The organism is Cellulosimicrobium sp. TH-20 (assembly GCF_002105775.1).
Lineage (GTDB): Bacteria > Actinomycetota > Actinomycetes > Actinomycetales > Cellulomonadaceae > Cellulosimicrobium > Cellulosimicrobium funkei.
The window spans coordinates 663,914-689,723 of sequence record NZ_CP020857.1; the positions used below are offsets into that span (position 1 = coordinate 663,914).

Here is a 25,810-nt window from a genome sequence, read left to right on the forward strand (position 1 = left end):
GACGAGGGAGTCCGATGAGCAGCACGACCGAGCCGACCACGAGGATGGCCGAGCTGGCCGCCACGGACGAGGACCTCCGCAGCCTGCTCTCCGGCGGGTGGCTGCGCTACCGCACGTCGCCCGCGCTGCAGGAGCTGACCCGCGACGCGCACGCGACGTGCGCCCGGATCGGGCGCGTGTACGACGAGGACGTCGACGAGGCGCGCCGCCTCTTCCACCGCCTCGTCCCCGGCGCCGAGGACGGGATCGACTTCCGCCCGCCGCTGACGATCGACTACGGCGACCGCCTGCTGATCGGCGCGCGGACCTTCATCAACGCCGACTTCATGGTCATCGGCGGCGGCCTCGTCACCATCGGCCCGGACTGCCTCATCGGCCCGCGCTGCTCGATCTACACGCCGAACCACGCCGAGGACGTCGTCCGCCGCCGCGAGGGATGGGAGCGCCCCGAGCCCGTCACGATCGGGAGCAACGTGTGGATCGGCGGCTCGGTCACCATCACGCCCGGCGTGACGATCGGCGACGACAGCATCATCGGGGCGGGGTCCGTGGTCACGCGGGACATCCCCGCGGGCGTCGTCGCGGTGGGCAACCCGTGCCGACCCGTCCGCGCGATCACGACGGACCCCGCGGACACCACCGCCCGCTGAACGGCACCCGCGCCCGGGCGACGTGGCCCGGCGCGCACGACGACGCAGTCACCGACCAGCCGGCGCCCGGCGCCGGCGGAGAGCAGGAGCCATGCAGTGTGCAGAGTGCGGGACCACCTCCCGCGACGGCCGGGTCGCAACGGCCGTGTGCAGCGAGTGCGGCGCGGCCACGTGCGCCGAGCACACCCACGAGGTGAGGATCCGGATCCCCGCCACCTCCGTGGGGAACCCCGTCGTGCGGACGGCACGACGCCTGCGGTGCAGCGAGTGCACCCGCCTGGCGGAGCCGCTGGAGCAGGTCTGGCAGTAGCACCCCCGACGGCGCGCACCGGTCGCGCCCCGGACACGGGACCCCGGGCTGTGCGCGCTCGCCTACGCTCGCGCGCATGGACCTCGCGCGCTCGATCCCGCTGTTCGTGCTCGCCGCGCTGCTGGAGATCGGCGGGGCGTGGCTCGTGTGGCAGGGGCTCCGCGAGCACCGGGGCTGGCTGTGGATCGGGGCGGGCGTCGTCGCGCTCGGGCTCTACGGCGTCGTCGCGACGCTCCAGCCGGACGCGAACTTCGGGCGCATCCTCGCCGCGTACGGCGGCGTGTTCGTCGCCGGCTCGCTCGCGTGGGGCATGGTCGTGGACGGCTTCCGCCCGGACCGCTGGGACGTGACCGGTGCGCTGCTGTGCCTCGCCGGCGTCGCCGTCATCATGTACGCCCCACGCCCCGAGTGACCGAGCCCCCTGCCCCTCCCCCGCCGAGCACGACGTTGCCGTCGCTATCCGGCGGATGACGACAGCAACGTCGTGCTCGACGAGGCGCTCCCGGCGACGCGGTCCTCCGGGCGCTGGGCGAACGGGCGGATGCGGTCGAGGTAGTCGGCGATCGCCTCGCGGTTCTTCTCGAGGATGCGGATGCGGTCCTCCAGGCGCGCGAGCTCGGTCTCGAGGAGCGCGATCTTGTCCGGGTAGGCGTTGTGCAGGTGGATCTCCGGCGCGTTGCCGAGGCACGGCAGGAACTCCTTGATGATCTTCGTCGTGAAGCCCACCTCGAGGAGCCCGCGGATCTGGAGCACGCGGTCGACGAGGTGCTCGCCGTACTCGCGGTAACCGTTCTCGGCCCGCTCGGGCGTGAACAGGCCTTGCTCCTCGTAGTACCGCAGGAGGCGCGTCGGGGTCCCGGTGCGCCGGGACAGCTCGCCGATCCGCACGTGATCCACCTCTCCGGGTCGTGCCGCTTGACCTTCACATCAATGTCAGACATCGATGCTAACCCCATGTCCACGACGAGCACACCCACCACCGGTCCTACGGCCGCCGCCGTCCCGGGCCCGACCTCGGCCGGCACTCCGGCGCCCCCGACGACCCCGGCGACCCACAGCCCCGGCGTCCTGCCCGTCGGCGCGCTCCTCGCGCTCGCGGCGGCGGGGTTCCTCACGCTGCTCACCGAGATCCTCCCCGCGGGCGTGCTGCCCGCCATGGCCGCCGACCTCGGCGTCGGGGCCGGAGCGGCCGGGCAGACCGTCACCGCGTTCGCCGTCGGGGCGATCGTCGCCGCGATCCCGCTCACGCGCGCCACCGCGCGGTGGGACCGCCGCACGCTGCTCCTCGTGGCGGTCGCGGGGTTCGTCGTCGCGAACACCGTCACCGCGGTGTCGTCGTCGTTCGCGCTGACGCTCGTCGCGCGCTTCGCCGCGGGGCTCGTCGCCGGGCTGACGTGGGCGCTCCTGCCCGGGTACGTGCGCCGGATCGTGCCCGCGGACCGCGTCGGCCGCGCGATGACGATCGCCATGGCCGGGGGTCCGCTCGCCCTGACGCTCGGCGTCCCCGCCGGGGCCGTGCTGGGCGCCGCCGTCGGGTGGCGCTGGACGTTCGGCGTCCTCTCCGTCGTCGGGGTCGTGCTGCTCGCCTGGATCCGGCTCGGCGTCCCCGGCGCGGCGGGCACCCCGCGCGGCGCGCAGCTCGCGATCCGCGCCGTCCTCCCCCGTCCCGGCCTGCGGCCGGTGCTGCTCGTCACCGGGCTCAACGTGCTCGCCAACACGTCGCTCTACACGTACGTCGCGGTCCACCTCGCGCACCTCGGCCAGGGCTCGCGCACGAGCGCGCTGCTCCTCGTCCTCGGCGCCGCCTCCGCAGGGGCGCTCGTGCTCGTCGGAGCGCTCATCGACCGCCGCCTGCGCGCCCTCACCCTCGGGTCGGTCGTCGTCTTCGCCCTCGCGATGCTCGTGCTCGGCCTCGCCCCGACGTCGACCGTCGTCGTCGTGCTCGCCGTCGCCGCCTGGGGTGCGGCGTTCGGCGGCGCCGGGACGCTCTACACGACCGCCGCCGCCCGGGCCGCGGGCGACGGCGCCGACGTCGCGCAGTCCGCGCTCGTCACCGTGTGGAACACGTCCGTCGCGCTCGGCGGTGCCGTCGGAGGCGCGGCGCTCGCCGTCGCGGGACCGGGCGGCCTCCCGTGGGTCTCCCTCGCGCTCATGGTCCCGGTGCTCGCGACCGTCGCCCGGGGTCGGCGGCACTCCTTCCGCTGAGACGGCCGCCGAGCACGAGGTCGCTCCGCGTCGAGCACGAGGTTCCCGGCGTTCCCGGCACGAGAGCGCCGGGAACGTCGTGCTCGGCGGGAGGGTGTGGTCAGCGGGGGCGCGCTGTGCCAGGATGCGCGCGTGGCCATCGACGCCCCGACCGGCAGGGGGCCGACGCACGCCGTCGGAGCCGGAGACCTCGACGACACGCTGCCGGAGCTCGAACCCGCGCACGGCCCCTACGCGAGCTGGTCGCGCCGGGTCGTCGCGTCGCTGCTCGACACCGCGATCGCCGCGACGGTGCTGTTCCTCGCCGTCGGGCCGGCCTACGAGGTCGCCTGGATCCCGACGATCAGCTTCGGCGTGAGCACGGAGGCACCGGTGCCCGGCGGGGGCTGGTGGGCCTTCGGCACCGTGGCCGCGCTCCTCGCCCTCCAGGCCTGGACGGGCGCGACCCCCGGCAAGCGGACGGTGGGGATCGTCGTCGTGCACGACACCACGGGTCGCCCCGCGGGTCTCGTGCGCACCGTCCTGCGGAGCGTGGCGCACATCCTCGACGCGCTGCTCTACATCGGCTTCCTCCGCCCCCTGTGGAACGCGCAGCGCCGCACGTTCGCCGACTCGCTGTGCAGCACCGTCGTGCTCCGGCGCGTGCGACCGCCCGTCCCGTTCCTCGGCCCGGGCACCGGCCTCGGCGGCCCGACGCAGTCGCGCGTCGTGACCGGCGCGGCGACGGTCCTCGCTGTGGGCAGCGCCGTCTTCATGCTCGGCCCTGCCACGTCCACCACCGGCGACCCGGAGATGCAGTCGTGCACGCCCGAGGTGGCGGCCGGGTCCCCGCTGACGGTCAGCGACATCCACGTCTCCGGCTGGTCGGAGGCGGGCACCATGACCCGCTGGGGCGTGACCCGCACGGACCCGCTCCCCGCGTGGGCCGGCGAGGAGGCGGGCCTCGAGGCGGCGTTCACCGTCGACGTCGCCCCGGGGGTGACGCTCGACGGGCCGCTGGACGGCGCGCTCGTCGTGCGCCTCACGACGTGGCAGGGCGACGAGCTGGGCGAGTACCGGTCGTCCTTCCGCGTGGAGCAGACGCCGGACGGCGGGCCAGAGTGGGAGTCGGTCGAGCCCACGACGCCGGGCTCCGGTCTCGGCACGGTCCACGTCCCGGCGGGGACGGTCGATCTTCTGCCGGAGGCCTGGCGCTGGGAGGCCTCGGTGGTTGTCGACGGCGAGGAAGGCTCGCAGACGATCGCCACGTGCGGAGCCCGCGGCCCCGCCTGACCTGACCGGCCGCCGTCGAGCACGGGGTCGGCGACCGGGATCGGTCTCGGGCGGTCGGGAACCCCGTGCTCGGCGGCCGGGTGGGGCCGCAACATGGCCGAAACGTTGAGGACGACCGGGGGAAACGTCGCGGTCGCACGATGAGGGGGCGCCGGGCGGCGAGCCCGGCGCACCAGCATCGTCCCGACCCTCCGCCGCCCCGCGCGACGGAGTCCCCGAGGAGGCTCCCGTGCCGGACAACCGCCCGCTCTTCTCCGCACCGTCCGCTCCGACGTCGGCCGGCCCGGCGACCACGACGGCGCACCGCGCGGCCGACCACGGCGCCGCGCCCGACCTCAACGTCCACGGCGAGCCGCGGCGTCGGGCGAACCCCGGCGACGAGCTCACGGTCGACCCGACCGACCGCCGTCGGCGCGCCCGCGCGGCACTGCTCGACCTGCGCCGTGACGTCATCCGGAGGAGCTCGACCGGCTGGTGACGAGCGGCCGCGCGCGTGGGCGGCGCCGCGTAGGTTGGTCCCCATGCGGATCGGAGCCCACCTCGACCAGTCGGACGTCATCGCGCAGGCAGCGAGCATCGGCGCGGACGTCGCCCAGATCTTTCTCGGCGACCCCCAGTCGTGGAAGGGTCCGGAGTTCACGTTCCCGGGTGGCGCGGAGGCCCTGAAGGACGCCGCCGCGGCGGCGGACCTCGAGCTCGTCGTGCACGCGCCGTACGTCATCAACGTCGCGAGCCCCAACAACCGCATCCGCATCCCGAGCCGCAAGCTGCTCCAGCAGATCGTGGACGGCGCGGCGGCGGTCGGCGCGACGGGCGTCGTGGTCCACGGCGGGCACGTCACCGCGAAGGAGGACCCGGCGATGGGCTTCGACAACTGGCGCAAGGCGATCGACGCGCTCCAGACGGACGTCACCGTGTACATCGAGAACACCGCTGGCGGCGACTTCTCGATGGCCCGCCGCCTCGACCGCATCGAGGGCCTGTGGGCGGCCGTGCAGCAGGCCGACGGCGCCGAGAACGTCGGGTTCTGCCTCGACACGTGCCACGCGTGGGCGGGCGGCATCGACCTCACGACGGCGGTCGACGACGTGCGCGCGATCACCGGCCGCGTCGACCTCGTCCACCTCAACAACAGCCGCGACACCGCGGGCTCCGGCGCCGACCGCCACGCCGGCCTCACGGCCGGGACGATCGACCCGGAGCTCCTGCTCGGGGTCGTGCGCGCGGCGGGCACGTCGGTCGTCTGCGAGACGCACGCCGACGTCCCGGCCGACGTCGCGTGGCTGCGCGAGCAGGTCGGCTGAGCCGTGGGAGACCCGCGCCCGCTGCGGCTCCGCAACGTCACCGTCGACGCACGCGACCCGCGCGCGCTCGCGGAGTTCTACCGGCGCCTGACCGGCTGGGCGTACACGCCGGGCCACGAGGTCGCCGACCCGGCGGGCGACGACTGGCTCTCGCTCCAGGTCCCGGCCGGCGCATCGCGCCTCGCGTTCCAGCGGTCCGACGCCGAGGTTCGACCCTGGCCCGGCGGGGCGCGCGTGCACGTCGACCTCGACGTCCCCGACCTCGACGCGGCGCACGAGCACGCGCTCGCGTGCGGCGCGCGCCCGCTCACGGGCACGCCGGAGGACGAGGGCCACCCCGACGACCTGTTCCGCGTCTACGCGGACCCGGAGGGCCACCCGTTCTGCCTGAGCTCGCCGCCGCTCGACCACCCGTGAGCGGCCGGTGCAGGGCTGCCCGGCGCGAGGCCGGTTCCCGCAGGACCAGCCCGCGCGCGACCGGTCGGCGCACCGGTCAGTAGCCCGACCCGGCGGCGGGAGCCGCGTCCATGACCTCGGTCCCGTCGGGAGCCACGACGTGCCAGACGCCGTTCACGCCCTGGCCCGTGACGTCGCCGGGGCCGGTGTCGGCCGCGTACGTGTAGACCGGGCGGCCGTCGACGGTGACCTGGAGCTCGCCGTCGACCCCGGTGATGGTGCCGACCTCGCCCGTCACGCCGTCGACCTCGGGGTCCGCGCTCGCCGCGTGGACGGCGGGCCACGCGGCGGCGCACTCGCCCTCGCACGCGCTCGTGCCCGAGCCCTTCGTGTCCTTGTCGTAGTAGTAGACGGTCATGCCCTGGCCGTCGACCACGACGGTCGCGAGCGAGGAGTCCGCCGTGCCGAGCGCGACGTCCGACGAGCCGCCGCCCGTCGAGCCGTCGGAGGTCGATTCCGACGGGCTGGAGCCACCGCCCCCGTACAGGCCGCCTCCCCGCCGGAGCACCCGGCGAGGGTGGCGGCGAGCAGGGCGGTGACGGCCCAGGTGGTGGCGGCCGGGACACCGGTGGTCAGGGTGCGTCGCATGTCGACTCCTCGGAAGGACGGTCGGGGTCGCGAGCACGGCCCCTACTCTCACGACGGCGCGGCGCGCCGCGAGGTTCACCGGCCCGCCCGCGCGTCGGCCCGCACACCGCACGCCCGTCCGACGGCCCGTCCGACCGTCGGGCCCACCGCCCGGCCGCGCACCGTCGACGGCCCGGGTGAACCGATCAGGACGCTGCCTCGTCTCCCAGGTGACGGAGTCGCAGAGGATGATCGGAAGGGGCAGACGTGCGCAGGAGGACGAAGGTGCTCGTGGGGGTCGGGGTCGGTGTCGTGGTGCTCGGCGGTGCGGCCGTCGCGTTCGGCCCGGGCCTGTACGCGGACTGGTCCAACCGCGCGGCGGCCGAGGAGCCGACGCTCGACGCGTCGTCGGGCGACGGCGCCACGCTCGACCCGGCGGACCTGGCCGGTGCGTGGACGGTCGGGGACGGCTCGTACGCGGGGTACCGCGTGCACGAGGTGCTGCAGGGCGAGGACGTCACGGTGACCGGCCGGACCGACGAGGTCACGGGGTCGGTCACCGTCGCGGACGGCGCGCTCACCGCGGCGACGATCGAGGTCGACATGGCGAGCGTCGCGACCGACGAGCCGCCGCGCGACGCGTACTTCCGGGGCGACGCGCTCGAGGTCGGGACGTACCCGACCGCGACGTTCGAGCTGACGAGCCCCGTGGACCTGCCGACCGGGTCGGGCGACGTCGAGCTCGCGGGCGACCTGACGATCCACGGCGTGACGCAGGCCGTCACGGTCGAGGCGCAGGTCGGCCCGACCACCGACGGCGTCCAGGTCGTCGGGAGCGTGCCGATCACGTTCTCCGACTTCGACGTGGAGGCGCCGAGCCTCGGGTTCGTCACGGTCGACGACGCGGGCAGCGTCGAGTTCGGCCTCGACCTCGTGCGGTCGGCCGGGTCGTGACCGACGGGGAGGTGCCGCGCGTGCGCGCCGACGCCGACGACCTGCTGCGGGCGGTCCACGCCGCGCACGGGCCGGCGCTGGAGCGCTACGTCGCGCGCCTCACCGACGACCCGGCGCAGGCGCAGGACGTGGTGCAGGAGACGCTGCTGCGCGCGTGGCGCCACCCCGAGGTGCTGGAGCGGCCGGAGGGGTCGGTGCGCGCGTGGCTCTTCACGGTGGCGCGCAACCTCGTCGTGGACGAGCTGCGCAGCGCGCACCACCGCCGCGAGCTCGCGAGCGCCGACGTGCCCGACCGCGGCGAGGCCGACGCGACCCAGGCCGTGCTCGACGCGTGGCTCGTCGCGGACGCGCTGGTCTCGCTCTCGCCCGAGCACCGGGCGGTCGTCGTCGACGCGTACTACCACGGGCGCTCCGTGGCCGAGATGGCGTCGGCGCACGGCGTCCCGCCCGGGACGGTGAAGTCCCGCATGCACTACGCGCTCCGCGCGCTGAGGCTCGCGCTGCAGGAGAAGGGAGTCTCGTCATGACCGCCACCCCGGACCCGTACCGCGAGTGGGACGCCGCCTACGTGCTGGGCTCGCTCAGCCCGCGCGACCGGCGCGCGTTCGAGCAGCACCTCGCGACGTGCGCGGCGTGCCGCGAGGCCGTCGCGGAGCTCGCGGGCATGCCGGGCATCCTCGGCATGCTCACGGCCGAGCACGCGGACGCGCTCGTGGACGACGCCCGCACCGACGTCCCGGCCGAGGAGTCCGGCGGGGCGGGGGGCGCCGTCGTGCCCCTCGCGGTGGTGGCCGCGAGCGCCCGGCGCCGCCGCACGCGACGGCGGTCGCTCCTGTCCGTGGCGGCGGTGGGCCTGGTCGTCGCGGGCGCCGCGGGCGGCGCGGCGGTGACGCGGTCCGACGACGTCCCGCCCCCCGCGACGTCCGGCACGACCCAGGTCGCGCTCGAGCCGGTCGGCGGCGCGGACGTGCGCGCCGAGCTCACGCTGACCCCCGCCTCGTGGGGCACGCGCCTCGACTGGTCGTGCTCGTACCCGGCCGGGGTCTGGGAGGACGGCGCGACGTACGAGCTCGTGCTCGTGGACGACGACGGCACGCGCTCGGTCGTGGCGACGTGGTCCTCGACGGAGGCGGGGAGCTCGTCGGGCCTGGGTGCGTCGTCGGCGGTGCCGGTGGACGGGATCGCGCGGCTCGAGCTCGGGGTCGTGGGGGTCGACGGCGCGCTCGCGGCCGCCGACGTCTGATCCCGGCCCGCCTCCCGAGGGCACAACCCTCAGGAATGCCTCTGGTTGAACGCTCAATCGGACTTCCGCAACGCTGAGCCAGACCTCGCGGACCCCCGCGCCGCCCCCGCGGGAACGCTGAGGCGACCGCCGGAGGCTCCTTGTCGACAGCACTCGTCGACCTGGAGCCTCCGGTGAACACCACTGCCCCGCACACCCCCCGCCACCGCGCCGAGGCGGCCGCCCGTCCCGCGGACGGGCCCGCCGTGCGCGTCGTCGTCGTCATCCCCGCCCACGACGAGGAGCAGGCGCTCCCCGCCACCGTCGCCTCGCTCGCGGCCCAGACGCGCCGCCCCGACCGGGTGCTCGTCGTCTCGGACAACAGCACGGACGCGACCGTCGCGGTCGCCCGCGCCGCCGGTGCGGACGTCATGGAGACCGTGGGCAACACGGCCCGCAAGGCGGGCGCGCTCAACCAGGCGATCGCGACCACGACGGAGGACGTCGTCATGGTCCTCGACGCGGACACGACGATCGCCCCGACGTTCGTCGAGGAAGGGCTCGCCGTGCTCGCCTCGGCGCCCGAGGTCGCCGCGGTCGGCGGCGTGTTCCGCGGTCGGCCGCCGCAGGGCTACCTGCAGCACTGCCAGGCCAACGAGTACACGCGCTACGGCGTGCAGGTGGACCTCACCGGCCGCACGGCCGTGCTCACCGGGACCGCCGCCCTCGTGCGCCGCACCGCGCTCCAGGAGGTCGCCGACGCCCGCGGCTCGGTCCTCCCCGGCGAGCGCGGCGACGTGTACGACCGGCACGCGATCACCGAGGACTCCGAGCTCACCCTCGCGCTGCGCACGCTCGGCCACGAGCTGCGCTCCCCCGTCACCATGAGCTGCACGACCGAGCTCATGCCGACGGCCGGAGACCTGCACCGGCAGCGCGTCCGCTGGTACAAGGGGATGCTCGACAACCTCGCCGAGTACGGGCTCACGCGCACCACGTGGCGCTACGTCGGCCAACAGGTGATGCTCGCCGTCGGCACGCTCATGATGGCGGCCTACCTGCTCCTCACGGTCGTCACCCTCGTGACGGGGACCTTCACGCTGTCCCCGCTGTGGGCGGCCGTCGGGCTCGTCTTCGTCGCGGAGCGCCTCGTCACCGTCTGGGGTGCCGGGCGGCGCGCACGGCTGCTGGCCGCGCTCGTGCTGCCGGAGCTCCTCTACGACCTCGCCCTGCAGCGCGCGTTCCTGCACGCCGCAGCGCTGTTCGTCACGCGGCGCCAGACGACGTGGAACCACGTCGCCGCCACCGCCTGACCCTCACCCCTCCCCTCGCCGACCCGCCCCGTCGCGCACGCGACCGGGACGTCCTCGGCATGCCCTCACCCGTCCCGGAAGGACAGCAGCCATGTACAACTCGACCCTCGCCCAGACCGCCCCCGTCCTCGCCGTCACCGGCGTCGCGACCGCGTTCCACGTCGTCGCGGCCTGGACGCTCCTCGTCGCCGGCCTCGCGCTCGTCACGACGGCGCGCGTCCTGCGCCGTCGGGCCGCCGCCCGCCGCGCTGAGCAGGCCTGACCTCAGGGACCGGGGGCGGGCGCGACCGGCACGGCGACCTCCATCACCGGGCCGGGACCGCCTGCTTCCCAGGTCGGCAGGTAGACCTCCCGGTCGTCCCCCGCGGGCGCACCGCCCGCGAGCGCCCGCCCGGACGCCAGGTAGTCGTGCACGAGGACCAGACGTTCCTGGTCGCGGGCCTCCGCGGCCGTGAGCGCGACGTACGCCTCCTCGTGCGCGTCGTCCGTCGTGAGGGCGAAGCCCGACGGCGGCCGCACGGGCGCGGGGACGGGAACCCGGAGCGTGAGGCGGGCGGCGTACCCCTCGGTCGCGCGCTCGTGGAGCTCGACGTAGGGGTGGCCGGCGAGGGGCACGTCGGCGGCGCGCAGCACGGCGAAGACCGCTCCGGTCGCCTCGGGCAGCACGGACGGCAGCTCGGCGAGCGTCGCGCGGCGCTCCGTCCCGAGCACGAGCCGCTCCGGCACGTGCCGTCGGTGCACCACGACGTCCAGCCGTGGCGCGCCGACGAGCGCGGACCGGACGTACTCCGCCGCCGTCAGCGACGCCGCGAGCGCCGAGCGGCGGTCGCTCCACACGGCGTCGAACGCGGGGACCGGGTCGGGGGCGGCGAGCACGTCGCCCACCTCGGCGAGCGACAGCCCGACGCCCCGCAGGAGCCGGACGAGGCGGGCGCGCTCCACCTGGCCGCCGTCGAGCAGCCGTGGGCCGTCCGCGGAGGTGCGGCGCGCGTCGAGGAGCCCGCGGTCGACGTACATCCGGACGGCCTTCTCGCTCAGCCCCGTCGCGCGCGCCACCTGACCCGTCGTGTACTCGTCCATGCCCGCGACGCTAGGGCCTTCCCCTGGGGCAGCCGCAAGGGGTCGGCTCAGTCGTCGTCGCCGGGCACGTAGGGCCCGCGGCGGAGCTCGAGGTCGATCTGCTCGGCGTCCAGCAGGTCGAGCGCGTGCCGCAGCGCCTGCGAGCTGTACGCGCCCGACGTGCGCGCGTCGAGCAGCGCGACGCGCTGCGCCGCGATCGCCCGGAGCCGCAGCTCCTTGTACTGCGCGAACAGGTCGGCCGACGTCGCGGCGTCGGTGTCGCGGTTCTCCAGCTCGCGCACGACGTCGCGGCGCACGCGGGCGACGACGGCACCGTCGTAGGTGGTGCCGTCGGCGCGGCGGAGGTCGGGCGCGTCGATGACGGCCACGGCCGCGCCGTCGAGCTCGGCGCGCACGGCGCCGCGGTCCTCGTCGGCGCGCGTGGACCCGCCCGAGAGGCCGAGCCGGCGCACGACCCACGGGAGCGTGCCGCCCTGCACGACGAGCGTCCCGGCCGCGACCCCGAACGCGACGAGCACGAGGAACGAGCGCTGCGGCGTGTCGAGCGGGAGGGTCTGCGCCGCGGCGAGCGTCACGACGCCGCGCATGCCCGCCCACACGAGGAGCGTGCCCTCGCGCCACCCGAGCCGCTCGGCCGTCAGGTAGTCGATGTCGGCCGCACGACGACGCAGCGACGACCGCAGCCGGCCCACCCGCTCCGGGGGCGCCTTCGCGACCATCTCGGCGCCGCGACGCTCCGGCGTCCCGGGCGCCGGCTTGGCCGCGGCGGGCACGGTCGGCGCGACGGGCGTGCCGTCGGCCGCGAAGCGCGCGTCGAGCTTCTCCTGCATGCCCGCGATGACGCCGCGCATCGACTCCCCCCGCCGTGCGCGCCGCGCGAGGGACCGCAGGAGCGTCGCGACGTACGCGGAGCGCACGACGAGGATGACGACGGCCGCGAGCGCCGCTATGCCGACCGCGCGCCACAGGCTGCCGTGGGCCTCCTGCACGTCGGTGACGAGCGCGAACAGCTCGAGCCCCATGAGGAGGAAGACGGTGCCCTCGAGCAGCAGCTCGACGGTCCGCCAGTTCGACTCCTCGGCGAGCCGGTGCTGCGGCCGCAGGTACTTCGCGGCGCCGTTGCCGGTGACGAGGCCCGCGGTGACGACGGCGACGAGGCCCGACGCGCCGAGCTCCTCCGACGGCAGGTAGGCGAGGAACGGCACGACGAAGGACACCGCGGTGCTCAGCGCGGGGTTGGCGAGGCGGCGCCGGACGAAGAGGCCGAGGAACCCGACGAGGAACCCGACGAGCACGGCCACGACGACGGCGAACACGAAGTCGCCCGCGACCGACCACAGCGACACGCGGGTGGCGGACCCGCCGGTCGCGACGGCGATCCCGATCCCGGCGATGGCGGAGCGCAGGAGGACGAGGGCGGACGCGTCGTTGAGCAGGCTCTCGCCCTCGAGCAGCGTGACGACGCGGGGTGACGCGCCGAGCCGTTTGACGATGGACGTCGCGACGGCGTCGGTCGGGCTGACGATGGCGCCGAGCGCGAAGCCCGCCGCGAGCGGGATGCCGGGGATGAGCCACGTGAAGAGGTAGCCGAGGAGCGCGGTGCTGAGCAGGACGAGGACGACGGAGAGCCCGCTGATCGCGGTGAAGTCCCGCCGGAAGTCCATGGTGGGCAGGCCGACGGCCGCCGAGTAGAGCAGCGGTGGCAGGATCCCGGCGAGGATCCACTCGGGCTCGAACTCGATCTCGGGGACGGCGGGCACGAAGCTCACGACGACGCCGACCGCGACGAGCACGAGGGGCGCGGCCACACCCGCCTTCGGCGCCAGGGCGTTGACCCCGACGATCGCGACGACCGCGAGCGTCCCGACGACGATGAGGGAGAGGATCTGCTCCTCGGTCAGGCTGAACGGGAACTCCATCTGCACCTCCGGCTACCGGCGCCGCGCCCGGGTCGGCGCGCGCGGGACGCCCCCACGCTAGCCGCCGGGGCCGTCTCCGGCGGTGCGCACGCGGCGTTCGAGGCGCCACTCGTTGCCCGAGGTCCCCGCGACCCAGCGGTGCTCGAGCCGGTCGACGCACGCCCGCGCGAGCGCGAGCCCCCGCCCGGACTCGGCCTCGGGGGCGGCATGGTGCGGTCGAGGTCGACGTCGGCGGCGGGTGCGGTGTCGCGCAGCACGACGACGACGCGTCCCGCCCCGGCGTCGAGCTCGGCCCGGACCTCGACCGTCTCGGGTGCGGGCGAGTGCCGCACGATGTTCGCGGCAATCTCCGTCGTGGCGAGCTCGACGGCGAGCCGGTCGTCGGTGGGCACCCACGGCGCCTGGCCCCAGAGCGCGGCGAACGCGTCCGGGAGGGCGTCGAGCCACGGCGGGGACGCGGTCGCGCTCAGCACGACGAGCGGGGCGTCGTCCGGCGGGGTCACGCGGGGGTCACCCGTCGGCGAACGCGCTCGCCGCGTCGTCGTGCACGCGCAGCACGCGGTCGAGGTTGGTGAGCCGCAGAACCGTCGCCACGGAGGGCGCGGCGTTCGCGAGCCGCAGGTCTCCCCCGGCTGCGCGCGTCGTGCGCAGCCCGCCGACGAGGGCGCCGAGGCCGGAGGAGTCGACGAACTCGAGGCTCCCGAGGTCGACGACGAGCCGGGTCCGGCCCGCCTCGACGAGGTCGGTGACCGCGTCGCGCAGCTGGGGCGCCGTCGTGAGCGTGAGCCGCCCCCGCGGCACGATCACCGCCCCCGTCTCCTCGAGCGGTGTCACGTCGAGCTTCACTGGTCCTCCGTCCGTCGTCCGGTCATCGTCGTCTCCGGCACGGGCTCGCGCGGCGGGCGCGGGCCGGAGTACCGCGCGGCGGGGACGAGCACCCCGAGCACCGCGAGGTCGTACGCCACCCAGGCGAGGGTGACGAGGGTCGCGCCGAGGTCGGCGTCGAACGCGACGAGGCGCACCGTCCCGACGACGGCCGAGACCACGAGCAGCACCATGGCCGTGAGCTGGGGCCAGATGGTGCGCCAGGCCGGCCGGTGCTCGCCGGTCCGCGTCTTGGGCGTCACGACGAACCCGAGCGGGCGGCCGAGGACGACGTTCGCGAACGCCGTCCAGCAGGCCCGGATCCACACCGGGAAGAGCGCGAGCGAGTACTGCTGCCCCCGCCAGGTCCGCACCCCGCGCGCCACGACGAGGAACAAGAGCTGGTTGAGCACGAAGTACGGCACGAAGCGCACGAAGAAGTCCGTCCCGAACGCCTGGACCGGGAGGATGCCGAAGCACAGGTACACCATGGGCGCCGCGAGGTACGCGAGGGCGGCGAAGCCCGCGAGGTAGCTCCACATCGTCGCGAAGTACATGAGCCGCTGCCCCACGCGCAGCCCGCGCAGCGTGAGCGGGTTCTCCCGGAGCATCACCTGCACCGTGCCCTGCGCCCAGCGCAGGCGCTGCTGGAGCATCGTCGGCATGTCCTCGGGGGCGAGCCCGTGGGCCAGGACCTCGTGGTGGTAGACCGACCGCCAGCCGAGCGCGTGCAGCCGCATCGCGGTGGCCATGTCCTCGGTGACGGAGATCGTCGCCATCGGCATCACGGCCTGCGCCTCGTCGCTGCGCCCGACGTCGACCGCGTCCGCGAGGCGGCGCACCGCCTCGACCGCGACGAGGGGCGAGAGGTCGCGCCGCGCGAGCCGGTCGAGCGCCTCCTCGTCGACGACGAGCTGGCCGATCTCCTCGTCGACCTGGAGCGGGCCGCCGGACACGAGCTCGGGCTCCACCGTCGCCAGCTCCGCCCGCAGCGCCTCCACCTGGCCGGCGACGACGCTGCGCGACGCCTCGTCGACGCGGCGCTGGAACCGGTAGGTGACGTCGGCGGCGGGCTCCCCCGCCGCGAGAGCGCGGCGGGCCTCGTCGGCCTCCGCGCGGAGCCGCTCGACGGCGGTCCGCACCGCCGGGTCGGCCGCCTCCGGCGAGCGCGCCGCCCGGGCGAGCACCGAGCCCGCGGTGCGCAGTGCGCGCCGCACGCCGACCGTCACGCCCTGCACGTACCCGACGACGCCGAGCTGCATGAGCGCCTCGCGCCGCAGCACGGCGTTGGAGCCGCAGAAGAACGCGGCGTTCCACCCGTCCTTCCCCTGCTGGATCGGCCCGTAGAAGAGGGGCGCCTGGCTCCCGAGGGGGTCGGCGTCGTCGACGTTGACGAACCACTGCGGGGTCTGCACGATCGCGACGCGCTCGTCCGCGGTGAAGTACCCGACAGTGCGGTCGAGGATCGCCGGGTCGGGCGCCTGGTCGGCGTCGAGCACGAGCAGCAGCTCGCCGTCCGTCTGGAACAGCGCGTTGTTGAGGTTGCCCGCCTTCGCGTGCCGCGGCTTGCCCGCCCAGCTCGCGCTGCGCGTGAGGTACCCGACGCCCGCCTCCGCGGCGGCGGCCCGCATGCTCTCGCGGGCGCCGTCGTCGAGGATCCACGTGCGGTGCGGGTACCGGACGGCCCGGGCCGCGCGGGCGGTCGCGAGGACGAGCTCCTCGGGCTCGTCGTACGTCGTGACGAAGACGTCGACGGTGACGCCCTCCGGGGCGGGCGGCGGCTCGCCCCGCTCGCGCAGGCGCCACATCGTCACGCCGAAGAGGGCGGTGTCCACGAGGCTGTACGTCTCGGCCAGCACGAGCGGGACGGCGATCCACCAGTGCGACCACGCCACGGAGTCGAGCCACCGCCACGCGACGTAGTTGACGCCCGTGACCAGCGCCAGCACGACGAGCACGCGGATCAGCGCGAGCCGCCGCGCGGAGCCCCTCATGCCGCGACCCGCTCGACCACGAGGACCGTGAGGTCGTCCCCGACGTACCGCCCCTCCGCGAGCCCGACCAGCACGTCGAGCGTCGCCGCGGCGTCCCCGGCCTGCCGGACCTCGCGCGCGGCACGCGCGAGGGCTGGCCCGTCCGGGACGGGCAGCGGGACGTCCGGGTCGAGGAGGCGCGGGTTCCCGCCCGGGACCCCGAGGTCGGCGAGCAGGTCGACGAGCCCGTCGCTCACGACGACGAGCCGGTCGCCCGGGTCGAGGGTCACGTGGTGGACGACCCGCGCGGTGCCCGGCGCGACGCCGAGCGGCAGGCCGTCCGCCTCCAGGCGGTGGATGCCGCCGTCGGGGCGCAGCACGCTCGCCAGGCCGTGGCCCGCGTCGACGTACGCCAGCCGGCCGCTGTCCCGCTCGACCGTGGCGCACCAGGCCGTGACGAACGACCCGACCTCCTCCAGGTCCGGGGCGAGCAGGTCGTCGGCCGTCTCGACGCCCGCCGCGAGCGACGGCGACCGGAGCGCGGGCCGCAGCGCGGCGCGCGCCGACGCCGCCACGATCGCGGCAGGCATGCCCTTGCCCATGACGTCCGCGACGACGAACCCCGCGCCGTCGGCCGTCGTCGTCCAGTCGTAGAAGTCGCCCCCGACGCCGCGGGCCGGCAGGCACCGTGCCGCCACCCGGTACCCCTCGAGCTCCGGGGCGCGGCGCGGGAGGAGCCCGCGCTGCACCGCGCCCGCCCGGTCGAGCTCGACGTCGTGCTGGAGTTCCCCCTGGACCCACAGCGCGAGGTCACGCAGCAGGGAGCGGTCGGCGTCGTCGAACCGGCGCGGCCGGGTGTCGATGACGCACAGCGTGCCGACCAGCTCGCCGCCCGGCGCCGCGATGGGGTGCCCGGCGTAGAACCGCAGGTGGGGGTCGCCGACCACGAAGGGGTTGTCGGCGAACGTGGCGTCCTGCGCCGCGTCCTCGACGACGAGCGTGCGGTCCGCACGGATCGTCACGTCGCAGAACGCGCCCTCGCGCTGCGCGACCGGGCCGTCGAGGCCGACGAACGCCTTGCGCCACTGCCGGTCCGCGTCCACGAGCGTGATGCTCACCGTCGGGACGCCGAACAGGCGCTGCGCGAGCCGCGTCACGCGGTCGAACCGTTCCTCGGGCGAGCTGTCCAGCACCCCGAGCCGCTGGAGCGCCAGGACCCGCGTGCGCTCGTCCTGGAGCGCGTCGGTCGTCGTCAAAGTCTCTTCCCCCTGCTCGTGCCTCTCCGTCGTGACGCGACCTCCCGACATCTATCACGGAGTGCTGCGCGTCGCAGGGGCAGGAGACGGTCCGCACGTCCCGGACCTGGACCTTCGCCCGTGCCTGCCGCGGTGCGTCTCGGGGTGGGGCCGCTCCGGTCGCGAGCGGCCCGCGGTCCGGAGACGCTGCCAGAGGCGACGAACCGCCGGGCACCCGAGGAGAGGGAGGACCGTGGACGCGATCACCGTGCTGGAGGACCTGTTCGGGAGGATCGGGCCGACCGCGACGCGCGCGGTCGACGGCCTCGGCGAGGACGCGCTCACCGCGCGCGTCGACCCGGGCGCCAACACGATCGCGTGGCTCGCGTGGCACCTCGCGCGCGGGCAGGACGCCCAGGTCGCGGGCGCCGTCGGGCGGGACCAGGTGTGGACGCGCGACGGGTGGGCCCGCCGGTTCGACCTGCCGTTCGACGACGGCGCGACCGGCTACGGGCAGTCGGCAGACGACGTCGCGCGCGTCCGCGCGCGCGACGACCTGCTGCTCGGCTACGTCCACGCGGTCCAGGTCGAGTCCCGCGACGTCCTCGCGTCCCTCACCGCCGGCGACCTCGACCGGGTCGTCGACGAGGCGTGGGACCCGCCCGTGACGCTGGGCGTCCGGCTCGTGAGCGTCGCGGTGGACGCCCTCGAGCACGCGGGCCAGGCCGCCTACCTGCGAGGCGTGCTCGAGCGCACCGGCCGCGCCTGACGCAGGCCGGATCGACGAGCGGGGCGCGACCGCCGAGCGCAAGGATCTGCGGTCGTAGGGTCGGACGATGGGGAATCCGACGCACTTCGACGCGCTCGCGGACTCCTACGGGTCCGCTCGTCCGCCGTACCCGGCCGAGCTGTGGGAGCGGGTGCGTCGCACGGGCCTGGTCGCGCCGGGCCGGCGAGCGGTCGACCTCGGCGCGGGCACCGGTGAGGCGACCGGACCGCTGCTCGCTGAGGGAGTCGACGTGGTCGCCGTCGAACCGGGCACGCAGCTGGCCGCCGTGCTCGCGGCCCGTCACCCGACGGCGGAGGTGGTCGTCGCACGGGCCGAGGACGCCGAGCTCGGACGAGCCGCGTTCGACCTGGCGGTCGCCGCGACCTCGATCCACTGGATGGACCTCGACGCGCTCCTGCCCCGGCTCCATCGCGCCCTGGTGCCAGCCGGGCGGTTCCTCGTCTGGCGGCACGTCTTCGGTGACCCCGCGGCGGAACCGACCGCGTTCCGTGACCGGGTCGCGCGGATCGTCGCGCGGCGGAGCAGGCCGCCGCGCGCCGGGAGCCCCGAGGACGTCAGGTCGACCGCAGCACGGCTGACTGCCTCCGGGCTGTTCGCCGTCGAGGACATCGGTGAGTACCGCTGGAGCATCGAGCTCGACGCCGACCAGATTCACGGGCTCTTCAGCACGTTCAGCGACTGGAGCCGGGACGAGGTCGACGAGGTCGCGGCGGCCGTCGCGGACCTCGGAGGGCGCGTCGTCGAGCACTACACGTCCTGGTTGATCGTCTGTGCACCGGTCCCCGGAGCCAGTCGCCAGTAGCTCGGCATGCCGTCGAGAGCCTGGCCCGACCCGCCGTGGTGTTCGAGAGCTGCTACGGCTGATCGAGTGAGGGGTGCGAAGAGATTCTCGGAGAGCCGTTGAACAGCGGCGCATGACATAAGGTACCTTATCGGCGCCGCGTTTGTGCTGGTCAGAAGGGGTTCTCAGCCCTCTGCCCGATGGTCGAGTTCGTCCTCGATAAGGGCCTCGAGGTCGGAGACGAAGACCTGGATACCGCAACCGCGATGTAACGGAGATATTGGGCATGGGCTCACGACCATCACTGAGGAAGTCCGTACCCTTACCGGTCTTCGCTGGCTTGGATTAGGGCGCTGCCCACTGCTCGTCTGACAACTCCCGACCACGCTCCACGACCACAAACTCTGCAACGTCGTGGCGGCGCGTCTTGGAAGACACGCCCTAGGCCTTCGATGAAGGGAGAGCTCTCCAACGCCGGTGCGACCCCCGGGATATCTCCCGAGGGCCGCACCAGTCGTTCTGTCAGTGCAGGCGGATGGCGTCCTTCAGCGCGCGGGTGGCCGCGAAGACCTCCTGGTTGCGGGCGGACGGCGTGCCGGTGCCGCTGACGAAGCCGACGTCCTCGTGGGTGAAGAGCTTGGACGTGGGCGCGAAGTCGATCTTCGACAGAGGGGTGACGTACTTGCTGACGTCAGACTCCTCGTCGGCCTTCATGGCCTCGTGCAGCGCTCCTGCGATGACGCGCAGCGTGGTGGTGGAGAACAGGATCGTGCGCCGACGAGCGCCCTTCATGATGTCGGCCTTCTCCTTGGCGTCCTCCGTGGCAGCGAGCTTCTGCTTGATCTCCTCAAACTCCGGGAACGCCGCGTCGATGGTGTCGAACAGGGTGTTCCCGATGGCGACGAGCTCCTCCTTCGACTTGTCCTTGGGAGAGCGGCCGCGGGGCAGGACCATGCCGAGGTCGAACCGCTTGAGCCCGTCGAAGACGCCGGCCAGGGAGAAGACCTTGGCGTCGGTCGTCGTGATGCGGGCCTTGTGTGTCTCGACCACTCCCTTGAGCAGCGGGTGAGTGTCGGCGAGCTCCTGAGCGGCGAGGGCGTAGTGGTCGCGGCTGTCGAAGGTGATGTTCAGCGCCTTGGAGACCACCTTGGGGGTGGCGTTCATGTCGCTGAACATCTGCCGACGCTTCATGAAGTCGTCCTCGACGTACAGCACCACGGCGCTGTAGTCGTCGCCGATCGTCTCGTCCTGGCGGACGGCCTCGGCGATCGCGTACCGGCGGTGCTGGCCGTCGAGGCAGCGCAGACGGGCGTTGGTCGGCAGGACGAGCGTGCCGATGTTGCTGCCGGGGCCGGCCGGGATGAAGTCGGTCTCCTCGACGGTGTCGATCGCGTACGTCATGGCCCCGAGCAGGTACTCGGCGGGGTTCTCGAGGATGTAGCCGACGATGTCGCTGGCGTGCCGCTTATCGAGGTCGCGCTGGACGCGCTCGGTGCTGTCGCTGATCTCCGCCTCGGCAGCGAAGTTGCGCAGCAGCTCGTGGTTGGTCACCAGCAGCAGGTACATCTGCCGGTTCCCCTGCTGCCCCTTGAGCGCGTAGAGGTGGATGCCCGGGCGGGCCGGAACGCTGAGCTCGGTGGTCATGGTGGTCCTCCTGTGTGTGGGTTCTTGCGGTCCGTGGACACCTCGGGAGGACTCTCTCGTAGGGGTGTCGAGCCGTTCAGGACGCTTTGGACACGCCCGTCGCGACGGCTCGACACCCCTACCGAGACCGGTTGTGGACGCCGGCCCCGAGGTGGTGGCGGGGCCCGAGAGGTGGCCCTGGCTCCGGATGGGTTGGGCCCATCCATCAACGCCGACCACCGCTCGAGCCGGGTGACGGGAGCGGACTCCGCCACCGGCTCCGTGGCTGTGAGAAATTCTACTGTAGCAGCTCCGCCGCTACCACCCCACCATGGACGGGTGCCCGAGGTTAGGTACCAGTGGCTTCACGTGGAAGATCATGCACGATCCCTCAACGCAGCGCAAGACGTCGTCAGATATCTGTTGCAACTTCACCCACTGACCACTGCAAGCGACACCATCAGGGCTCTCTCCCTGACTAGCCTTCGAGGCATCCCCCGTCGACCCGAGCGGTTAATTAACTGAGCCTGGCGGCGGTCTAGCTACGCTCACTGTGATCTGGCTCATCGCGCGCGCCGAAGAGATCGGCTTCCTCAACCACACCAACGACTGACGCCCAAATATGCCCCGCTCCCCCACACCACGCAGGCTCGACCAGGCACACCGGGTCTGTGCCGGCGTGACGTTTGCCGTGGTCAGCACAAGGTTCTGGCGCTCAGGGTCGGTGGTCGAGCTCGTCCTCGATGACGGCCTCGAGCTCGGCGGCGGAGGGCAGCACACCGCGGGCCTCCTCGGGCAAGCCCTGGTAGTCCGCGACGGCGATCGGTACCCGGGTGCCGGCCAGCGCGTACCGCACGGTCGGGCCGGTCTTGCCCGTGCACAGCAGGATCCCGATCGTCGGGGCGTGGATCTCGGGCCGGCGGAACTGATCGTCGACGATCGCGACGTACGTGCCGAGCTGGCCGACGTGGGCCGGCTCGAACGGCCCGATCTTGAGCTCGACTACCACGTAGCGCAGCTGCTCGACGTGGAAGAAGAGCAGGTCGACGTAGAACTCGTCCGCCCGGTCGCTCGCGTCGTCCGGGACGGTCAGGCGCACCTGGCGCCCGACGAACGCCATGCCGCGACCGAGCTCGAGCATCGTGTCCTGCAGCCGGTCCATCAGCGCCTGCTCGACATCCCGCTCGGCCACCCGTTCGACCATCGCCAGGTGCTCGAACACGTACGGGTCCTTGACCAGCTGCTGCGCCAGCTCAGAGTCCGGCGCCTCGAGCGCCTCGGTGAAGTTCGTCGGCGCAGCACCGACGGCGCGACGCAGGTCGGCCTTGATCTGGTGCTCGAGCACCGCGCGCGACCAGCCGTACTCGGCCGCACTCGCGGCGTACCAGTCCCGCGCCTCGCGAGACTCGAGGCGTTCCAGCAGGACGACGACGTGCCCCCACGGCAATCGGCCAACAGCCTGTTGGCCAAACTCCTCGGCCGTCGGCCATACCTCGGCGATGCGCCGCATGTTCTTCAGGTTGGACGGCGACCAACCGCGCTGATCGGGGAACTCGCGCCGCAGATCCGCCGAGAGACGGTCGATCACACGGCTCCCCCAACCGGCGTCGCGCTGCCGGTCGAGGATGTCACGACCGACCGACCAGTACAGGCGCAGCACCTCGGTGTTCGCCGCCCGCGCTGCGCGGAACCGCGTCGCACGCACCCGCGCCTTCAGCTCCGCCAAGAGCTCGGCGTACCCGGCTGGTTCCAACTCGCTCCCCGAGGACGTCATGCGCGACATCCTGCCCCATCTCTGGAGAGGACAGCCCGCGCATGCGTGGCTCTGGGACCTTGGGGGCCTCGAGAGAGATCTGGGCAGTCGAGCGGACTGCCGCACGCGAAGAGCGTGCAGTCAGCACACCCCATGTAGTGGCTATCAAGCCTTCTCGCCACGACATCTTGTGCCCATCTCGTCGTGTCCGTGGGTTCTTGTACGTGTGTTCGAGTAGGTTGTGTGACGCGCCACACAAGCGTCGAGCCCCATCTCGACGTTGCGGAATGGGGCTCGAGCCTGCTTGGTAGGCAGTTCGGACTCTACTGCGCCCGCGTCGGCCCAACGATCGGCGCGGGTGTGTGTCGCGCTCGCTCACGAGACAGGAGTTCTCATGCAAGTGACGACGCACTACAGCATCCCCGGCCCGGTTCCGTTCCTCGACGTCGACGTCAGCATCGACAAGCCGATGTTCGTCGACCCCCACGCGATCCGTCTCTCTGGCACCCCTCAGCCGTTCGCCGCCGACGCGATCAGGTGCATGGAGACGTTCTTCCACGAGGTGACCGCCTGTGCCCTGAGCAACAGACAGTCCGACCAGCGGCGCGGGCTCGCGCTGCTTCAGCGGTTCACGGAGCCGTGGGAGACGCGCCTCGGTCTCGCAGAGTCCGGGATTCAGGGACACGGTGGCTCCGACGACGTCGGCGAATGGATCTGGGATGCGCTGCGCGGCGACGCGCGCATGCTGGTCGACGTGGGGATCCTCACCCAGATCGAGGACATCCCCCTGTTCGTCGAGGGCGTCGCAGAGGACATCACCTCGGACCTGACCACTCGCATCGTCTTCGGGCCGCTGGCCGAGTTCACCGCTCAGATGGTGGCGCAGTTCCCGCAGTTCACCGCTGCAGGCCACGAGACTAAGAAGGTGGAGCGACAGGTGTGGGACCCGCAAAGCAGACAGTGGACCACTGCTGTGCTCGACCTCCCCGTCGCTGACGGTACAGCGCTCCTGCTCGTCCCCAGGGACTGGGCACGAGCAACCCTTCTCATGAGCGCGGGACGCTTCTACGAGACGAGCACACTGAGCTACGTCCAAATGGAGCAGGCCACAGTCACGCAGGACGGCAAGGTCATCAAGACTCGCAAGGAGGACCTGAAGAAGCAACAGGCTCTCGGACGCGGGCGTGCGACGATCCTCGAGGTCGTCCGCCGGGCCTACGCGAACGGCGAGAACCTCGTCGAGGTGTTCAGGTCGTTCGTGGACTCGAAGTACGAGCCGCACGACGACGACCGCATCAACAGCAAGCTCGCGTAGCGACGAGGGACGAGGGTCGCGGCGGGAGTTGCGGCCCTCGTCCGTGCTTCCAGACGCGTCGGACGCATGGCCGTGAGGCGCTGTGCATTCTTCCCTACCTTCCACTTCGGTAGCCCCGGGGCCGGGCGCTACTGTCCTGCTCATGTCTGAGATCGAGGCCCTCGCTGAGCGGATCCGCGCGTTCGCAGTGGTGCGGGACTGGGAGCAGTTCCACACCCCGAAGAACCTTGCACTAGCCCTCGCCGGTGAGGTCGGTGAGCTGGCCGCGGAGCTCCAGTGGCGGACCGACGCGCAGATCACCGAGGCGGCGGCCACGCGAGCTCCCGAGCTCGATCGGGTGAGCGATGAAATGGCCGACGTGCTGATCTACCTCGTCCGCCTCGCCGACGTGCTCGACGTGGATCTCATCGAGGCAGCGAACGCCAAGATCGACCGGAACGAGCAGCGCTACCCCGAGCACCTCGCCCGGGGATCGAACGAGAAGTACGACCGACTTCGCGACACACAGGAGTGACCCGTGACCGCCGTCCTCATCCACCCCTCCGGCGGCGCCGGACGAGGGAAGATCAACTGGATCAAGACCCTCGGCAACCCGGTGGACTTCACCGCCGAAGAGCACGCGTCGTACCTCACGCCCGAGCAGCGCGACGCGCTCCTGAAGCTCCACCCCGACGGAACGGCCAGGTTCTGGGGCACGTTCGACGAGCCGAACCGCGAGCGATACCTCCGCGAGACCGGTCCCGGCGCCGCGGTGGTCTTCACCGCCAGCAGCCACGCCCGAGGGATCGGCGTCATCGGCGCGGTCTTCAAGAACGCTGCATTCGCTGACACCCTCTGGGCCCCGGACGCCGACAAGGGCTCCTACGCCCTCGTGTACAGCGTGCTCGAGTTCGAGGAGACGGCGATCCCCTACCCCGAGGTCCGATCCCTGCTCGGGAAGGGCCCGGACTACCCGTTCCGACAGCTCGCACTCGCGACGGAGCCCGAAGCCCAGGAGTTCGGAGACGCGGTCGCCGCCGGCACGGCAGCCTTCGGGCAGGGGCTTGAGCTCGAAGCTCCCGTCGCTGGCGCTGGCGTGGTCCCCACCGGAGCGAGCGCCCCGGACAAGGTGACCGTGGTCGGGCAGCGGATCGTGCGCGACGGCGCGGTGGCCCGCTGGGTCAAGCGCCACTACGCCGACACGTGCCAGTTCTGCGGCACGACCCTCGCCACCCGCACAGGGACCTACTCCGAAGCCGCGCACATCCGCGCGCTCGGCGGCGGTCACGCGGGCGCCGACACGCCCTCGAACATCCTGTGCCTGTGCCCTAACGACCACGTGCGGTTCGACACCGGCGCGCTCCACATCCACGACGGCAAGGTCATCGACACCCTGACCGGGCAGCCGGTCGGTACCCTCACCGTCAACGACGGGCACGACATCGACTTCACCAACGCGCTGTACCACCGCGAGCACTTCGCAGGTATCGCCTAGGACGCGGCTTCATGTGCGGCCGCACAACGCGAATCGACGGGTGACTCGCTCGTCAATAGGCGCGCCGCGCCGAGATCGGGGCTGCTGGTCAGCAGTAGTCACACACACCGGTCGAGGGAAGCGTTGTGAAGCAGCTCGAGCACGCGGGTCGCCGTGCCGGCTCCTTCGCCCTCAGGCGCGCACGACGCTCGGCCTCGGCTCTCGTCAGCGCAGGCATCCCGCCGTCCGGCGGGAGATCGCCGGCAAACTTCTGGTAGCAGAGCAACCGGTGCTCGGCAGCGTACTGCTCGATATCGTCGCCAGGTTCGCCCACGACCGACTTCGGTGCTCTGGCGTAGCCGGGGCCGATCGTGCCGTCCTGGCGAACACACAACGCCGTTAGCGGTGGTTCACCGTTCGCCGTCGCACGGACTGCGACTCCTTCGAGCAGCTTCCCGATCCAGTTGGTCAACAGAGCGCGGGTGCGGATGCCAGATCGTGCCTGGACGTGCTCGCTGAGCTCCAGGTATGTGACTACGGCGTGATACCGGCGCGCCGTAGCGATGAGCTCCTCGTACGCGAGAGGCATCCAGGCATCCATCGCATCAGCGAACCTCACGGGAGACTCATCTGCGACACGGTAAGTCCCGGGCAAAGGGGCCTCGGTAGTCGTCACGATCGTGACCATACTCTGCGCCTCGTCCGGAGGTTCGCGTCGTACGGCAGCACGGCCTGAGAGGCTTGGTTGCGCTAAGCACACCGCGACGAGAC

At 73.1% G+C, this 25,810-nt stretch carries 28 protein-coding genes; 17 read left to right on the forward strand and 11 right to left on the reverse strand.

The window, feature by feature from the left end; translation table 11 throughout:
- Nucleotides 1-14: 14 nt before the first annotated feature.
- The gene (locus B8281_RS02945; protein ID WP_085386857.1) at nucleotides 15-650 is read left to right on the forward strand and encodes a sugar O-acetyltransferase; all 636 of its coding nucleotides are present in this window, start codon (nucleotides 15-17) and stop codon (nucleotides 648-650) included.
- Between the two features lie 386 nt (nucleotides 651-1,036).
- The gene (locus tag B8281_RS02955; RefSeq protein WP_085386859.1) at nucleotides 1,037-1,372 is read left to right on the forward strand and encodes a YnfA family protein; all 336 of its coding nucleotides are present in this window, start codon (nucleotides 1,037-1,039) and stop codon (nucleotides 1,370-1,372) included.
- Nucleotides 1,373-1,416: 44 nt separating this feature from the next.
- Here the strand turns inward: B8281_RS02955 and B8281_RS02960 are convergent, their stop codons facing one another.
- Nucleotides 1,417-1,848: a MerR family transcriptional regulator gene (locus B8281_RS02960; RefSeq protein WP_021483088.1), complete on the reverse strand. Its 432-nt coding sequence runs from the start codon at nucleotides 1,846-1,848 to the stop codon at nucleotides 1,417-1,419.
- A 66-nt stretch (nucleotides 1,849-1,914) separates the two neighbouring features.
- Here B8281_RS02960 and B8281_RS02965 point away from each other — a divergent pair, with 66 nt between their 5' ends.
- The 5 genes from B8281_RS02965 to B8281_RS02985 all read left to right on the forward strand — a co-directional run bounded on the left by B8281_RS02965 (nucleotide 1,915) and on the right by B8281_RS02985 (nucleotide 6,158).
- On the forward strand, nucleotides 1,915-3,165 hold the full coding sequence (locus tag B8281_RS02965; RefSeq protein WP_085386860.1) for an MFS transporter: 1,251 nt from the start codon (nucleotides 1,915-1,917) through the stop codon (nucleotides 3,163-3,165).
- Between the two features lie 132 nt (nucleotides 3,166-3,297).
- A complete protein-coding gene (locus B8281_RS02970; protein WP_198163131.1) occupies nucleotides 3,298-4,437 on the forward strand; it encodes an RDD family protein in 1,140 nt (379 codons plus the stop codon).
- A 229-nt stretch (nucleotides 4,438-4,666) separates the two neighbouring features.
- A complete protein-coding gene (locus B8281_RS02975) occupies nucleotides 4,667-4,915 on the forward strand; it encodes a hypothetical protein (protein WP_034650959.1) in 249 nt (82 codons plus the stop codon).
- A gap of 43 nt (nucleotides 4,916-4,958) precedes the next feature.
- Complete coding sequence (locus tag B8281_RS02980; RefSeq protein WP_043658576.1) at nucleotides 4,959-5,741, forward strand: deoxyribonuclease IV; 783 nt, start codon at nucleotides 4,959-4,961, stop codon at nucleotides 5,739-5,741.
- A 3-nt stretch (nucleotides 5,742-5,744) separates the two neighbouring features.
- On the forward strand, nucleotides 5,745-6,158 hold the full coding sequence (locus B8281_RS02985; RefSeq protein ID WP_198163132.1) for a VOC family protein: 414 nt from the start codon (nucleotides 5,745-5,747) through the stop codon (nucleotides 6,156-6,158).
- A 76-nt stretch (nucleotides 6,159-6,234) separates the two neighbouring features.
- Here B8281_RS02985 and B8281_RS02990 read toward each other — a convergent pair whose 3' ends face one another.
- Complete coding sequence (locus B8281_RS02990; RefSeq protein ID WP_232322653.1) at nucleotides 6,235-6,705, reverse strand: hypothetical protein; 471 nt, start codon at nucleotides 6,703-6,705, stop codon at nucleotides 6,235-6,237.
- Nucleotides 6,706-7,031: 326 nt separating this feature from the next.
- On the opposite strand from B8281_RS02990, the gene B8281_RS19665 reads away from it, so the two are divergent.
- From B8281_RS19665 to B8281_RS19080, 5 genes are all read left to right on the forward strand, one after another.
- Entirely contained in the window at nucleotides 7,032-7,718 is a 687-nt protein-coding gene (locus B8281_RS19665; RefSeq protein ID WP_232322654.1) for a YceI family protein, read from the forward strand.
- A gap of 20 nt (nucleotides 7,719-7,738) precedes the next feature.
- On the forward strand, nucleotides 7,739-8,245 hold the full coding sequence (locus B8281_RS19670) for a sigma-70 family RNA polymerase sigma factor (RefSeq protein ID WP_269467723.1): 507 nt from the start codon (nucleotides 7,739-7,741) through the stop codon (nucleotides 8,243-8,245).
- Complete coding sequence (locus B8281_RS03000) at nucleotides 8,242-8,961, forward strand: anti-sigma factor (protein WP_085386862.1); 720 nt, start codon at nucleotides 8,242-8,244, stop codon at nucleotides 8,959-8,961. The genes B8281_RS19670 and B8281_RS03000 overlap by 4 nt, the downstream gene beginning before the upstream one ends.
- A 173-nt stretch (nucleotides 8,962-9,134) precedes the next feature.
- Nucleotides 9,135-10,253 carry a glycosyltransferase gene (locus tag B8281_RS03005; RefSeq protein ID WP_051028347.1) on the forward strand — a complete coding sequence of 373 codons (1,119 nt, stop codon included), beginning with the start codon at nucleotides 9,135-9,137 and terminating at the stop codon, nucleotides 10,251-10,253.
- A 91-nt stretch (nucleotides 10,254-10,344) separates the two neighbouring features.
- Nucleotides 10,345-10,515: a hypothetical protein gene (locus B8281_RS19080; RefSeq protein ID WP_156186415.1), complete on the forward strand. Its 171-nt coding sequence runs from the start codon at nucleotides 10,345-10,347 to the stop codon at nucleotides 10,513-10,515.
- Between the two features lie 2 nt (nucleotides 10,516-10,517).
- Here the strand turns inward: B8281_RS19080 and B8281_RS03010 are convergent, their stop codons facing one another.
- Genes B8281_RS03010 through B8281_RS03035 form a run of 6 tightly spaced genes read right to left on the reverse strand, consistent with a single transcriptional unit; the run spans nucleotide 10,518 to nucleotide 17,345 of the window.
- The gene (locus tag B8281_RS03010) at nucleotides 10,518-11,333 is read right to left on the reverse strand and encodes a MerR family transcriptional regulator (RefSeq protein ID WP_061268408.1); all 816 of its coding nucleotides are present in this window, start codon (nucleotides 11,331-11,333) and stop codon (nucleotides 10,518-10,520) included.
- A 47-nt stretch (nucleotides 11,334-11,380) separates the two neighbouring features.
- Nucleotides 11,381-13,252 carry a sodium:proton antiporter gene (locus tag B8281_RS03015; protein ID WP_085386863.1) on the reverse strand — a complete coding sequence of 624 codons (1,872 nt, stop codon included), beginning with the start codon at nucleotides 13,250-13,252 and terminating at the stop codon, nucleotides 11,381-11,383.
- Nucleotides 13,231-13,755, reverse strand: coding sequence for an ATP-binding protein (locus B8281_RS03020; RefSeq protein WP_085386864.1), 525 nt, complete (start codon nucleotides 13,753-13,755; stop codon nucleotides 13,231-13,233). Before B8281_RS03020 ends, B8281_RS03015 begins: the two co-directional genes overlap by 22 nt.
- Before the next feature lie 7 nt (nucleotides 13,756-13,762).
- Complete coding sequence (locus B8281_RS03025; RefSeq protein WP_051028350.1) at nucleotides 13,763-14,098, reverse strand: STAS domain-containing protein; 336 nt, start codon at nucleotides 14,096-14,098, stop codon at nucleotides 13,763-13,765.
- Nucleotides 14,095-16,110 carry a glycosyltransferase family 2 protein gene (locus tag B8281_RS03030; protein WP_085386865.1) on the reverse strand — a complete coding sequence of 672 codons (2,016 nt, stop codon included), beginning with the start codon at nucleotides 16,108-16,110 and terminating at the stop codon, nucleotides 14,095-14,097. The genes B8281_RS03025 and B8281_RS03030 overlap by 4 nt, the downstream gene beginning before the upstream one ends.
- The gene (locus B8281_RS03035) at nucleotides 16,107-17,345 is read right to left on the reverse strand and encodes a PP2C family protein-serine/threonine phosphatase (protein ID WP_157446534.1); all 1,239 of its coding nucleotides are present in this window, start codon (nucleotides 17,343-17,345) and stop codon (nucleotides 16,107-16,109) included. Before B8281_RS03035 ends, B8281_RS03030 begins: the two co-directional genes overlap by 4 nt.
- A gap of 232 nt (nucleotides 17,346-17,577) precedes the next feature.
- On the opposite strand from B8281_RS03035, the gene B8281_RS03040 reads away from it, so the two are divergent.
- A complete protein-coding gene (locus tag B8281_RS03040) occupies nucleotides 17,578-18,093 on the forward strand; it encodes a DUF664 domain-containing protein (protein WP_085386867.1) in 516 nt (171 codons plus the stop codon).
- A gap of 67 nt (nucleotides 18,094-18,160) precedes the next feature.
- Nucleotides 18,161-18,916, forward strand: a complete 756-nt coding sequence (locus B8281_RS03045; RefSeq protein WP_085386868.1) for a trans-aconitate 2-methyltransferase — start codon at nucleotides 18,161-18,163, stop codon at nucleotides 18,914-18,916.
- Between the two features lie 501 nt (nucleotides 18,917-19,417).
- Here the strand turns inward: B8281_RS03045 and B8281_RS03050 are convergent.
- The gene (locus B8281_RS03050) at nucleotides 19,418-20,539 is read right to left on the reverse strand and encodes a DNA sulfur modification protein DndB (RefSeq protein WP_085386869.1); all 1,122 of its coding nucleotides are present in this window, start codon (nucleotides 20,537-20,539) and stop codon (nucleotides 19,418-19,420) included.
- Between the two features lie 694 nt (nucleotides 20,540-21,233).
- Nucleotides 21,234-22,292, reverse strand: a complete 1,059-nt coding sequence (locus B8281_RS03055; protein WP_085386870.1) for a YhcG family protein — start codon at nucleotides 22,290-22,292, stop codon at nucleotides 21,234-21,236.
- A gap of 373 nt (nucleotides 22,293-22,665) precedes the next feature.
- Between B8281_RS03055 and B8281_RS03060 the strand changes: the two genes are divergently transcribed.
- The 3 genes from B8281_RS03060 to B8281_RS19085 all read left to right on the forward strand — a co-directional run bounded on the left by B8281_RS03060 (nucleotide 22,666) and on the right by B8281_RS19085 (nucleotide 25,060).
- Entirely contained in the window at nucleotides 22,666-23,586 is a 921-nt protein-coding gene (locus B8281_RS03060; protein WP_085386871.1) for a hypothetical protein, read from the forward strand.
- Between the two features lie 142 nt (nucleotides 23,587-23,728).
- On the forward strand, nucleotides 23,729-24,100 hold the full coding sequence (locus B8281_RS03065; RefSeq protein WP_085386872.1) for a nucleotide pyrophosphohydrolase: 372 nt from the start codon (nucleotides 23,729-23,731) through the stop codon (nucleotides 24,098-24,100).
- A gap of 3 nt (nucleotides 24,101-24,103) precedes the next feature.
- Nucleotides 24,104-25,060, forward strand: a complete 957-nt coding sequence (locus B8281_RS19085) for an HNH endonuclease (RefSeq protein WP_157446535.1) — start codon at nucleotides 24,104-24,106, stop codon at nucleotides 25,058-25,060.
- Between the two features lie 88 nt (nucleotides 25,061-25,148).
- On the opposite strand, the gene B8281_RS03075 is transcribed toward B8281_RS19085, so the two are convergent.
- A complete protein-coding gene (locus tag B8281_RS03075; protein WP_157446536.1) occupies nucleotides 25,149-25,715 on the reverse strand; it encodes a hypothetical protein in 567 nt (188 codons plus the stop codon).
- Between the last annotated feature and the right edge of the window lie 95 nt (nucleotides 25,716-25,810).